Here is a 12,002-nt window from a genome sequence, read left to right on the forward strand (position 1 = left end):
GGTCTGCGGCGGGCGGACCGGCTCCTGCGGGCGCGGCGGCCGGGGCCGCAGGTGCGCCGGGGCCGCGCCGTCGGAAAGGGGTGCGCGCGGCTTCGGGATGGGGGAGACCGGGGTGTCGGGCCCGGTGATGCGGCGGATGTCGATGGCGCCGGGGTCCGGGCGGCCGAGGAGCGGGACCTGCGACGCCCCGTAGTGCCCGCCGCGCGCCCAGTCCTTGCGGGCGCGTTCGGCGTGGTACGACTGCGGCGACGGCAGCGGCGGCCCGGCGGGCCAGCGGCGCGGGACGCCCCAGCCGTCCAGCCACTGGACGATCGTCTCGACGCCGGTGAGCAGCGTGCCGGTGAACGGCGCCCGGGACTGGCCGATGACCATGATCTGCGCGCAGAGGCGGCCCTCCGCGCCGGCGCGCCCGCCGAGCAGCCGGGCGGCGCGGGTGACGGGCAGCAGCTGGACGATCTCGCCGGTGCCGGGATGCCAGACCAGGTGCGGCGGGCGGCCGTCCTTGAGGAGGTCGGCGGCCACCGAGCGGGCGGAGACGGTGCGCGGATCGTGGTCGCCGGTACACCAGACGACCCGGGGAGCACCTCCTCGCAGAGCTCCGCCGTCCTGTCGCGCCGGCATGCGGCCGGCTCCCGGCAGCCATGCGTCTGCCACGGTGTGTCCCCCCCAATCGGGCGGTCTAGTCCCGAATGGTCTAGTCCTACTCTCATAGCCCAGCAGGACGTATAAAGTCCAGCCCGCCGTCATGGGCCGGGAATGACGGCGCTGACCTCCGGGCGAGGTGACACCACAGTGCTCGGCTGTCGGTGCAGATGCGTACCCCGGGGCCCCTTCCCTTGCACCTGGCGTTCTCATTCTCCATTGAAAGTCTCACCGGATCGGACGTCGCACGCGGGGTGCCGGTACGTCGTCGCACGTCAGCGGCATGCTGGACGCCGGGTGAACCCTTCCTGCAAATCGGCCGGAAGTGGACGGGAGATCGTGTCAACCCGATCGCAGGTACCCGGGTGGGGTTCACAACGCGGACCGAGTCACGTTCTAATAGGGCGTCATGACCGTTGACGCAGCGCTTCCCCCGGGGGTCCCCGGCATCGACGTCCCCCGCCTGGCGGACTGGCTCGCCCGCGAGCTGCCCGGTTCGGGACGCATCGGGGCGATCGACCTGATCGCCGGCGGCCGATCGAACCTCACCTACGGGATCACCCTGGACGGCGGCCGCCGCATCGTGCTGCGCAGGCCGCCGCTCGGGCACGTCCTGCCGACGGCTCACGACATGGGCCGCGAGTACCGCGTGCTGACCGCGCTCGGCGACGGGACGGCGGTCCCGGTCCCGCGGACGCTGGCGTTCTGCGACGACGAGGACGTCATCGGCGCGCGCTTCTACCTCATGGACTTCGTCGAGGGACGCGTCCTGCGGACCCGCGAGGACGCCGAGGACATGACGCCCGAGCAGGCGCGGGGCCTCAGCGAGGCGCTGGCGGAGGCGCTCGCCGCCATCCACACCGTGGACGTGGAGGCCGTCGGCCTGGCGGACTTCGGGCGTCCGAACGGCTACATGGCGCGCCAGCTCAAGCGCTGGGGCAAGCAGTGGGACGGGTCCCAGGAGGCCATCCGCGCCACCGGCACCGTCCGTGAGCTGCCCGAGTACGACCGGCTCGTGGCGCGGCTCGCCGAGCGGCTCCCGGCCGACGCGCCGGCGCGGCTCGTCCACGGCGACTTCCGGCTCGACAACGCGCTCGCCAGGCTGGAGCCGCGGCCGGAGATCGCCGCCGTGGTCGACTGGGAGATGTCGACGCTCGGCGACCCGCTGTCCGACCTCGGGCTGACGCTCGTCTACTGGGCCGAGGCCGCCGACGCCGACAAGCTGCCCGTCGGCGCGACGATCACCGCGGCGCCGGGTTTCTACACCCGGAGCGAGTTCACCGAGCGGTACGCGGCGCTGACCGGCTACGACCTGGCCGACCTCGACTTCTACGTCGCGTTCGCCTGCTTCAAGCTCGCCGTGATCCTTGAGGGGATCCACGCGCGCTACCTGCAGAAGGCGACCGTCGGCGAGGGGTTCGACCAGATCGGCGCCGGCGTCCCCGTCCTGCTGGACCGGGCGCACCGCACCCTGGACACCGGCACCATCTGAGCACGCGGGCCGGCTGATGCGGGCCGACTGATGCGGGGCGCCCCGGAAGGGGCGCCTCAGCAGTACGAGACGCGGGCGGAGCCGCCCGGGGAGAACGAGACCGACCCGCTCCGCTCGCCGAAGCAGAAGACGTTCGTGCGCCGCACGGTCACCTCCGCGGACCGGCCGGCGGCCAGGCGCCCGGCCCCGCCCGCCGCCAGCTCGCCGGACGTACCGGCCACTCGCCAGTTCACCGTCCCGCCCACGGCGGTGATGCGGACGGTGCACGCCTGGTCGTTGCCCATGCGGCAGCCCTCGACCGACAGCGTCCCGCGCCTCGGGGGCTCGGGCTCGTCGGTGTCCCGCGGCGGGGTGGCGGACGGCGGCCGGGTCGTGGCCGTCCGGGACGGCGTGGCGGACGGCGAGGGCGTCTTCGACGGCGACTTCGTCTTGGTCGGGGACGGCGACGCGGCCGTGGGGGACGGGTCGGTCGGCGTCGGCTCGGGCTGCCCCGAGGGCACCGGCTCGCTGCTGTCGGCCGGGGCCGGGGCGGCCGCGGACGAGTCCGGCCCGCCGCCGATGAACGCCGACACCGCCCCCGCCGACAGCACCACCGCGCCCACCGCCACCGCAGCGGCGGCGACGATGCGCCCGCGCCGCCGGGACGGGCGCTCGCGGGCCCGCGTCGGCGTCGGCTCGTAGGGGAGCGGCCAGCCGTACTCGTCGAATGGCTCGGTCCAGGCGGCGATGGCGCGGCGGTTGGCCGCGCGGTCCTCGGCGGTCGCGGCGGTCAGCACGTCGAGCCGCAGGTCCGGGGGGATCGCGGCGATCGGCAGCACTGACAGCAGCCGGTCGGGCGGCAGCGCCGGGATCTGCAGCTCCGCGCACGCCGGGCAGCCCGCGATGTGCCGCACGAGCGCCTGCGCCGCGCGCGGGGGCAGCGGCCACGACTCGACCAGCGCCGCGACGCCGGGGCAGTCCTCCCAGTGGTCCTGCGCGATGAGGGCCGCGTGCAGCGAGGCGGCGAGGTCCGCGCGCGTGCGCTCCACGAGGCCGAGCGTCTCCTCCAGCGGGATGCCGAGGATGCCGCACAGGTCGACCTCGTCCAGGTCGTGCCGCACCAGCAGGTCGATCGCCTCGCGCTGCCGGCCGTTGAGCGCGGCGAGCGCGCTGTGCGCGAGGAGCCGGCGTTCCGTCCGCCGGGCGAGCTGCTCCTCGGTCAGGCCGTCGTCGGCCTCGGGCGCCTCCTGCCCGGTGTGCCGGTTCGGGCTGTCGCGGCGCCGCATGGACTCCTTGCGGGCGATCGCGTACATCCAGCCGCGCAGCCGCTCGGGCTCGGTGAGCCGGTCGATGTGCTCGCGGGCCGCGATGAAGGCGTTGCGCAGGGCCCCCGCCGCCTCCACGCGATCGCGGAGCAGCCCGTGGCAGTAGTCATAGAGGAACGGCGCGTAGGTGTCGTAGACCTCGGTCAGCGCGATGACGTCCCCGGCCCGCAGCGAGTTCGCCAGCCTGACGTCGTCGTTCTGCCCGGGCCATGGCTCACCGGCCACGGGAACCCTCCCAGTCGAAATCGGTGTCGTCGATCAAACCCCCGGTGAGCGCCGACGCCTGCCGGGCCGCTCTGGTCGCCTGATCTTGCCACCAAGTCGACGGGATTTCTCGCGGACGCGACGAAGCCCGTGACGGAATCGGTACACAATGTGCTGTTTGGCCTAGTCGACCGACTATCCAATATCCGAAATGTGATATAGATCACGTTTCGCGATCAGTCTTCGGGGCCGCCTCCCGGGGGAGGGCACAGGAGCGTGACCGTGCCGCTCTGGCCGGTCGAGAGCCGGACCGTCCCGATGCCTCCCGGCGGGACGCAGGTCCCGCTGACGCTGACCACGCCCCTCTGGCCGCTGGCGAGCGTACCGCCGCCGCTGGCGCTGAGCCCGTCGGACGCGTCCACGACCCTCCAGGTCACCGTCCCCCCCACGGCGCGCACCGAAAAGGAGCACGAGCCGGCGCCGGCGCCGCTGATCGTGCAGCCGCCGACCTGCAGGGTTCCGGGCCGCGGGGGTGTGGCGCTCGGGCGCGGGCTGGAGGGGCGGGCCGACCGGGTCCGCGTCGGCGTCGGGGTCGGTGTGGTCGTGGACGGGGTGGGCGTCGGCGTGCTGCTCTCGGTGGGCGTCGGAGACTCCGTGGGCTCCTCGCTCTCGCTCGGCAAGGCCGAGTCGGGCGCCGACGCGACGGGCCCGGGGGGCCCCTGGGCCTTCGGCCCACTGTCAGAGCCCGGCATGATGAAGAACGCCCCCGCCACGATGACCATCACTGCGGCCACGGCGGCGAGCACGGGCCAGAGTGCGCGCGGGGTACCCCGTTTGGGAGCGGCCTTCGCGGGCGCCGCGTCCTCGTCGATGGGCCAGCCCCAGGTGTCGAACGGGCCGGCGTGGTAGGCGATGTCGTCCAGCTCGGCGGCCAGCGACGGGTCGGTGGCGGTGGCCATCACATGGCCGCGCAGATCGGTCGGCATCATCGCGACGGGCATCACCTGCAGCAGCCGCGCAGCGGACACCGGCCGGTCGCGCTGCTGCGCGCACACCGGGCACCTCTCCATGTGGTCGGCGAGCGCGCGGACGGCCGGGGGCGGCAGCGGCCAGCCGCCCTGGGCCGCCATCGCCGCCGCCTCTTCGCAGCCCTCGCCGTTGCGCGCGATGTGCGCGGCGGTGAGCGCGCCGTCGAGGCGGGTGCGGGCCCGGCCGGTCAGGTCGGCGGCCTCGTGCGCGTCGATGCCGAGGACGCCGCCGATCTCGCCGGGGTCCAGCCCGTGCCGCAGCATGAGGTCGAGGGCCTCGCGCTCGCGCCCGCGCAGCGCCGCCAGGCCGCTGTGGGCGAGCTGGCGCGCCTCCAGCCGCTCGGCGAGCTCCGTGCCGTCCAGGAAGCCCTCCTCGACCTCCGGGGCCTCCTGCCGCTCGGCGGGCCGCTGCGGGTCGCGGAGGCGCCGCATGGCCTCCTTGCGGACGAGCGCGTACAGCCAGCCGCGGAAGCGGTCGGGTTCGCGCAGCCCGGGGACGTGCGCGTAGGCGGCGATGAGCGCGTCGTGCAGCGCGCCCGCCGCCTGGTCCTGGTCGCGCAGCAGCGCGTGGCAGTAGTCGTACAGGCGGGCCGCGTAGCGGTCCATGACCTGGATGAGCGAGCTCGCGTCGTTCACGGCCAGGGACCGCGCCAGGCGCTCGTCCTCGGCGCGATCGAAACTGGGCCAACCGGACACAAGGTCCTCCCGCGGGCTGTGTTCGCGAATCTCTCGTCCGCATCCTCGGGGACGGCTGGAAGATCCGATGGGAGCCGCTGCGCTCGTCCGCCGCCCGGTTCCGGGCCGGCTCGCTTCCCGTCACGCATCAGGGAGGGAAGGTAGTCGGAGGCCCGACGGCCCCGCTCCCCGTCGGGCCTCCACCAGGTTGGACGGCCGGGTGCGGCGTCCGGTTGACACCGGAAGCCAGAAAAAATCAAGAACTACCCGACGCATCCGGATGATCACGTAAATGTCATCATCCGGATGCGTCGTCGTGCCGGTCGGTCAGCGGACGCCGCTCACTCGTCGATGCGGCGGGACAGCGCCTTGAGGAAGATCTTCTGGATCTCCTCAGGGGTCTGCGCGACCTGGACGGTGCCGTTGGTCGCCTCCGCGATCTGCTTCAGCTCGTTGACGTCCACGCCCTGGCCGAACCCGATCATGTTGACCTGGATCGGCTTGTTCGGGTCCTGCATCTCCCGGAGCTCGGCGAGCGTACTCCGCAGCGACGGGCCGCCGTCGTCGTCGTTGCGGCCGTCCGTCAGCAGCAGGATCGAGTTGCCGAACTCCGGCTTGTAGGTGTCGTTCATCATCTTGTACGCGGCGAGCATCGTCCGGTACAGCCCGGTGTCGCCGGTCGGCTTCGGCCGCATCGTGTTGAGCGACGACAGGACGAGGCCGCGCCGGGTGGTGGACCCGATCCGCTCGCCGAGCGGGCCGATCGGCACGGTCGTCTTGTAGGGCAGGTCCCCGTCCATGTTCGTCGAGAACACCCACTGGCCCAGCTCGGTGTCGTCCGACATCATGCTGAGGCCGCCCTGCGAGATCTGGGCGATGGCCTGCATCCGGTCGACGTTCGAGCCCGGCGCGACCTTCTCCAGCATCGAGCCGGACACGTCGAGCAGCGTCAGCATGCGCAGGCCGAGCGACAGCTTCGACCACGCCTGCATGACCTTCGCGACGTCCTCGCTCTTCGGCGTCGGCAGCTGCCGCGGGCGGGCGGGGCTGACACCGGCCTTCTGGTCGAAGCCCTCCGGCGCCTTGCCGTCCGGGGTGCGGAAGCCGGCCGCGTGGACGTCGGTGCGGGTGGCCTCGGTGCCCAGCGCCTTCTCCAGCAGGCGGGCGGCCTTCTGCTTGGCGGCGTCCTGGCTGGTGATGGTGAACGGGTAGTCCATCGACAGCGTGCCCTCAAGCGGGTACAGCGCCACCGCGGGCTCCTGCGGCTTGGTCCGGTTGTAGCTCCACAGCGCCTGCTCCGACGACAGGGAGATCGGCTTCTTGCCGCCGCTGCTCTTGCTGAACGCCTCGAACTCCGCGTCGACGTTGGGGACGGTGCTCTCCCGGACGGTCCGCACGATGCCGGTGAAGATCGAGTCGCGGTTGGGGTCGTTCGCCAGCAGCGTGCTGGTGACCATCAGCGAGCCCATGCCCGCGGCGTTGCGCATCGGGTCGGGGACGACCAGCCGCACCGTGCCGGCCGGGATCATCTGGTTCTTGGTGACCGCGCCGCCCGCGGTGCCGCCGGCGGCCTTGAGCAGGTTGTCCCACGACGGGCTCGCGGTGATGCCCTGCTTCTTCAGCTGCAGCGCGAGCGACTGCGGCAGGCCCACCACGATCGGGCTCGTCGCCACCGAGGTCTTGGTCGGCGCGATGGCCTTCTTCTCACCGTCGTCGCCCGCCTGCGCCAGCGAGATCCACAGCGACGAGTCGGGGATCCACACGTCCGGGCGCTCGTTGGCCGTGTTCGCCACGCCCTGCCCGGACAGCAGCGTCGACACCGAGAACGGCTCGACCTTCTTCACCGTGGCCCGGACGCACTTGCCGTCCGCCTCCTGCGAACTGTCGTTGAAGCGCTTGGCGGCCTTCTCCACGATGGGCGCGATGTCGGGCGCCGCCGCGACCGACAGGTTCAGCGCGTCGTCGCCCGTGCAGCCGCCGCTCTCGGCGAACGCGTACACGCCCACGCCCAGCAGCAGCGCGAGGCCCACGGCCCCGGCCATCGGCCCGATCAGCGCGGTCGTGCTGCGCTTGCGCTTGCGCCGCCCGTACTCGTAACCACCGGACTCGCGGCCGGAACCGCCAGAACCGCCGGAACCGCCGGAGCCACCGGACCCGCCGTAGCCGCCGGAGTCGCCCGGCCCCCCGAAGTACCCGGACGGGCCGCCGTCGGAGCTGCGGATGGAGTCGTACTCGCTGTACCCGGTCCCGGCCAGCGGGGACGAGGAGGCGCCGGGCGGCGGGCCCTGCGGGCTCCCGGACATCGGCTCCCCGGGGCGGCGGCCGCCGTCCCGCGCACCGCCGTACCCGCCGCGGCCGTAGCCGGGGTGCTCACCCGACTGCCGCGGCGTGAACCACTGCGGGGTCTCACCGGACGCCCCCGGCGCGGCGCCCCTGCCGGGGGGCGCGCCGCGCGGCCCGGCCGGCGGCTGCGCCAGCGGCTGGCCCTGGCTGTCACGAGCGCCGAACCAGTCGGAGGACCCGTCGTTGGCGGGACCGAAGACCGGACGGGACGGGTCGTACCCGCCCTCCCCCGCCCCATCGGGGATGTCATTGCGGTGACGTCCGCTCATGGCCTGCCCTCGATTCACCAGAAACCCGCCGATGTTCCACGGCACTGTAGTAGTACGAACTAGAGGTTACAAAGAACTCAAAACTGATAATGACGCAGGTCATGAGCGTATGACCCAACGATCCTGGCATTCGCGCGGATCATCACGCCCTGCGTACGGGGTGGAACGGTCCGCCGCGACCACCTCGGGAAACCTGCCCGGCGCCCCGCGCAGATGGCCGGAACCGGACGGCCGGACCCTGTTTCAGCGGCAGACTTGGGGCCATGGCACGCCTCGTTTCCGTCTCCGCCGCCGCCGATCCGCGCCTCGCCGACTACGTCCGGCTGCGGGATGTGAACCTCCGCAAGAGCCTGGAGGCCGAGCACGGGCTGTTCGTCGCCGAGGGCGAGAAGGTGATCCGCCGCGCGGTCGCCGCGGGCCACCCCGTCCGCTCCCTGCTGATGGCCCGCCGCTGGGCCGAGCCGCTCGCCGACGTCCTGGCCGGCCTCGACGCCCCCGTCTACATCGCCGACGACGCCGTCCTGGAGTCGGTCACCGGCTTCCAGGTCCACCGCGGCGCCCTGGCGTCCCTCGAACGCCTCCCGCTCCCGCCCGTCGACGCCCTCCTCACCACCGCCCGCCGCGTCATCGTCTGCGAGGACATCGTCGACCACACCAACATCGGGGCGATCTTCCGGTGCGCGGCGGCGCTCGGGGTGGACGCGGCCGTCCTCGCGCCGCGGTGCGCGGACCCGCTGTACCGGCGCGCGGTGAAGGTGTCGATGGGGGCGGTGTTCGCCCTCCCGTACGCGCGGATGACCGACTGGCACCACGGGCTGGCCGCACTTCGGGAGCGCGGCTTCGAGCTCCTCGCCCTCACGCCCGCGGCCGGCGCGACGCCCGTGGACGAGGTGCCCGCCGGCGGGGGCCGCAGGGCGCTGCTGCTCGGCTCGGAAGGGGACGGGCTGTCGTCACGGTGGCTGCACGAGGCCGACCGCCGCGTCCGGATCCCGATGGACGAGACGGCCCTGGCGCGCGGCGTCGACTCGCTGAACGTGGTCGCCGCCGCCGCGATCGCCTGCTACGCGCTCACCCGCTGATCACTTGCCGAACACGCCCTTGCGGGGGCGCCGGTGCGCGCCCTTCGCCCGCTTGGCCGCCGCCCCGGCGGGAACGGGCCGCCTGCCGAGCCGCAGCTGCGTCATCAGCAGGGAGAACGCCACCAGGAGCGCCGCCAGCCACGCGGCCTGCGTGCTGGCCATCCGCTCGAACGTGAGGTCCTGCGCGACGGGCGCCTCGTTGCCCTGCAGCCGGCTCTGCGGCGTCACCGGGGCGCCCTGGCTCGGCGCGACCGACGGGCTCGGCGGCTCGATCGGCGGCAGCGCGACCGACGGGTCCGGCGGGGCGAACGACGAGTTCGGCTGCGGCGGCACGACCCCGCCCCGAGAGATCACCGCGCCGCCCGCGGAACCGGAACCGGAGCCGGAACCGGAGCCGCCGGCGGAGGAACCGCCGGAGCCGCCGCTCGACCCGCCGTCCCCGCCGGACGCGGAGTCCGAGGGCTTCGGCTTCTTGGACGGTGTCCCGGTCGGCTTCTTCGCCGGCGGCTTCGAGGAACTCGGCGGCTTGCTCGTCTCCGTGGGCGTCGGAGTCGGCGAAGGCAGCAGGAAGGCTACGCTCGCCGGTCCGGTGATGTCCTTGAGCTCCGCCGCGCCCACCGTGACGGTGATCTCCACCTTCTCCGTCTTCTCCGGGGCCTTCAGGTCCCATGCGAAGACGGCGTCCTCCCCGTCGGTGAGGTCTCCCGCCGAACAGGCTTCCGAATCGAAGTCCTTGCATGCCCCGGTGAGGGTCGCCGCCTCCGGAGTCGTGGTGAGGCCCTTGATCCGCACCGCGGCAACGGGGCCGCCGGTCGCCTTGATCGTGGCCGTGACGTCCACGGTCTCTCCGGCCTTCGGCTTCTCCGGCGCGGTGGAGACGATCACGCTGAGTTCGCCCTGCGCCACGGAGTCCGAGGGGGAGGGGGACGGTGTGTCGGCGGCGGCGACGGCGGACGCGCCGCCGGCGGCCAGGATGGCGGCCGTGCCGAGTCCGACAAAGACCGGCTTCACCGCTGATCGGCAGAGCACTGCCGCAGCACCTCCGTCGCATCGCCGTTGGGCGGTTTCGCTGTACCCGGGAGATCGTCCCGAAATCATGCGACCACGGATTCGCGGGTCGAATCAACCCCCGTCCGCGACTAGATCAACTCCTCGCGGACGTCCGTCACCTCGGACCTGGGAGCCCATGCCTGCCAGACCCCCTGGTCGATGCGGTCGAGGCCCAGCCCTTCGGCGACCGGGGCCCGCCCGCCGGTGTACTCGACCCGCAGCCAGCCCTCGTGCTCGCCGACGATGACGAACCGCTCGGCGCGCCAGCGGCACGTCGTCCGGACGTAGCGGAGGTCCTCGACCTCGGACGCGGGGACGATGCGGCGGTAGCGTCCGGGCCGCAGCTCCTCGAAGCCGTCCGTCGGCCCGGGGGTGTACAGCCGGACCTCGCCGTCGGCGCCCGGCGCGGCCTCGAAGTCGCGGCCGAGCCACCGCGCGATGTACCCGTCGCGGATCACTGCGCGGCCTCCGTCCGCCCGTCCCAGGCGTCGCCGCTCGGCTCCGGCCGCAGCCAGGCGAGCCGGTCGGGGTCGTACATGGCGATGAACCGCTCGGACCGGTCCCGGCCGAGGTAGTACATCTCCGCCCCGAACGGGAGGCGGACGCTGTCCACCTTGTACTCCCGGATGGACCCGGCGCTGCCCGGCGCGAAGCCGGTGCCCGCGAACGGCGCCCGCTCGATCACCCAGCCGGCCTCGCCCCACGCGGACATCTCCTCCTCGTCCCGCCCCCCGAACGGGATGCGGTAGAGGTCCGGGCAGTAGGCGGGCCACCGGATGACGTACACGCCCTCGTCGCCCGTCGCGAACGGGGAGCCCTCGTAGAGGAGGCCCAGCGCCTCGTACAGCTGGACGGGCGTCTGCAGCTCGGCGACGTCGCCCGTCGAGTGGACGAACCCGCCGACCCGGTCGTAGCCCTGCTCCAGGTACCAGGCGACGTGGCCGTGCGGCACGACCTTCTGCATGATGGTCGGCGAGGAGAGGCTGTCGTCGAGGTCGCCGGGCGCCGCCTGCGCCGCGGCCTCCCGCCGGGGCGGCGGCAGCGGAACCTCCGGCCGCGCCGGGACGAGCCCCACCCGCACGGCCCACTCGCTGAGCGACCGCACCTGGTCGCCGCGCAGGGACGCTCCGATGCGCGTCCCCGGGTTCAGCAGCATCGTCCAGTCCTCGCTGGGCCACGCGCCGATGAGCTCCCGGAAGTCCGCGTACACGAACCTGGTCTCGGGCATCACCTCACGCAGCCGCACCAGCGACGTGAACACCTGCACGGCGCCCTCGTCCCGCAGCGCCGCGTCCCAGCGGAAATCGCGCTGGACGGGGGTCACCTCAAGCGGCGCGTCCCCGGGGATCGGCACGAGGACGTTCGCGTTCAGCAGCACGCGCAGGAACGCGTCCGAGTCGCCGCCCAGCGTCGCGTCGTACAGCTCCTGGTCGATCCGGTTCCCCGGCTCGAACGCCTCCTCCGGCTCGTCCACGGGACGGGGGCCCGGTTCGCTCTCCGGCTCCGCATGCGCGTCCTGAGGCTCGTCCTGCGGCGGCTCTGCCTGACCTTCGCCGCCCCAAGGCCCCGGCAACGCGGACGCGTGGGACGCATCCGGCGCCGGAGCAGGAGACGCGGGTGCGTCCGGCAGCGGGTGTTCCTGGGACGGTCCAGCCTCGGTCGGCCCAGGCGCGGCTTGACCGCCCTGGGGCTCCAATGGCCCCGGGGAGGGCGACGACGGAGGCGGGCCCACGAAGCCGCGTTCGACGGTTGCGGCGCCGGGGTCGGGGACGTCGGCCGTCCCGGGTGCCGGCGCGTCCGGCGGGCCGGGCAGGTCAGGCACCGGAGGCCCCGGGGCGGGCCGGTCGTGGAGGGGGGCGTCCGGTGCCGGGGCATCCGGTTCCGGGACCTCGGGCATGCCGGCCGCCGGGGCGTCT

Annotated in this window: 9 protein-coding genes; 2 read left to right on the forward strand and 7 right to left on the reverse strand. The window is 73.6% G+C overall.

The window, feature by feature from the left end:
• On the reverse strand, nucleotides 1-621 hold a 621-nt coding region (locus E1200_RS24290; RefSeq protein WP_207933520.1), incomplete at its 3' end, for a hypothetical protein.
• Nucleotides 622-1,051: 430 nt separating this feature from the next.
• Here E1200_RS24290 and E1200_RS24295 point away from each other — a divergent pair.
• Complete coding sequence (locus E1200_RS24295) at nucleotides 1,052-2,134, forward strand: phosphotransferase family protein (RefSeq protein WP_131954387.1); 1,083 nt, start codon at nucleotides 1,052-1,054, stop codon at nucleotides 2,132-2,134.
• 56 nt (nucleotides 2,135-2,190) lie between these two features.
• Here E1200_RS24295 and E1200_RS24300 read toward each other — a convergent pair whose 3' ends face one another.
• The 3 genes from E1200_RS24300 to E1200_RS24310 form a co-directional block, all read right to left on the reverse strand.
• On the reverse strand, nucleotides 2,191-3,663 hold the full coding sequence (locus E1200_RS24300) for a sigma-70 family RNA polymerase sigma factor (protein WP_131954388.1): 1,473 nt from the start codon (nucleotides 3,661-3,663) through the stop codon (nucleotides 2,191-2,193).
• A 215-nt stretch (nucleotides 3,664-3,878) separates the two neighbouring features.
• Entirely contained in the window at nucleotides 3,879-5,366 is a 1,488-nt protein-coding gene (locus E1200_RS24305) for a sigma-70 family RNA polymerase sigma factor (RefSeq protein ID WP_131954389.1), read from the reverse strand.
• 320 nt (nucleotides 5,367-5,686) lie between these two features.
• Complete coding sequence (locus tag E1200_RS24310) at nucleotides 5,687-7,957, reverse strand: substrate-binding domain-containing protein (RefSeq protein WP_131954390.1); 2,271 nt, start codon at nucleotides 7,955-7,957, stop codon at nucleotides 5,687-5,689.
• Nucleotides 7,958-8,220: 263 nt separating this feature from the next.
• Between E1200_RS24310 and E1200_RS24315 the strand changes: the two genes are divergently transcribed.
• Nucleotides 8,221-9,036: an RNA methyltransferase gene (locus E1200_RS24315; RefSeq protein ID WP_131954391.1), complete on the forward strand. Its 816-nt coding sequence runs from the start codon at nucleotides 8,221-8,223 to the stop codon at nucleotides 9,034-9,036.
• Here the strand turns inward: E1200_RS24315 and E1200_RS24320 are convergent, their stop codons facing one another.
• The 3 genes from E1200_RS24320 to E1200_RS24330 all read right to left on the reverse strand — a co-directional run bounded on the left by E1200_RS24320 (nucleotide 9,037) and on the right by E1200_RS24330 (nucleotide 11,560).
• A complete protein-coding gene (locus E1200_RS24320; protein ID WP_207933521.1) occupies nucleotides 9,037-10,065 on the reverse strand; it encodes a hypothetical protein in 1,029 nt (342 codons plus the stop codon).
• 110 nt (nucleotides 10,066-10,175) lie between these two features.
• Complete coding sequence (locus E1200_RS24325; protein WP_131954393.1) at nucleotides 10,176-10,544, reverse strand: hypothetical protein; 369 nt, start codon at nucleotides 10,542-10,544, stop codon at nucleotides 10,176-10,178.
• Nucleotides 10,541-11,560, reverse strand: coding sequence for an SseB family protein (locus E1200_RS24330; RefSeq protein WP_165950442.1), 1,020 nt, complete (start codon nucleotides 11,558-11,560; stop codon nucleotides 10,541-10,543). Before E1200_RS24330 ends, E1200_RS24325 begins: the two co-directional genes overlap by 4 nt.
• Between the last annotated feature and the right edge of the window lie 442 nt (nucleotides 11,561-12,002).

Origin of the sequence: Actinomadura sp. GC306 (assembly GCF_004348665.1) — a bacterium.
GTDB lineage: Bacteria > Actinomycetota > Actinomycetes > Streptosporangiales > Streptosporangiaceae > Spirillospora.

Bases quoted from the DNA above. Each gene is read 5' to 3' on its own strand.
- E1200_RS24315 (WP_131954391.1), top strand. From the start codon at position 8,221: ATGGCACGCCTCGTTTCCGTCTCCGCCGCCGCCGATCCGCGCCTCGCC.
- E1200_RS24295 (WP_131954387.1), top strand. From the start codon at position 1,052: ATGACCGTTGACGCAGCGCTTCCCCCGGGGGTCCCCGGCATCGACGTC.
- E1200_RS24310 (WP_131954390.1), bottom strand. From the start codon at position 7,957: ATGAGCGGACGTCACCGCAATGACATCCCCGATGGGGCGGGGGAGGGC.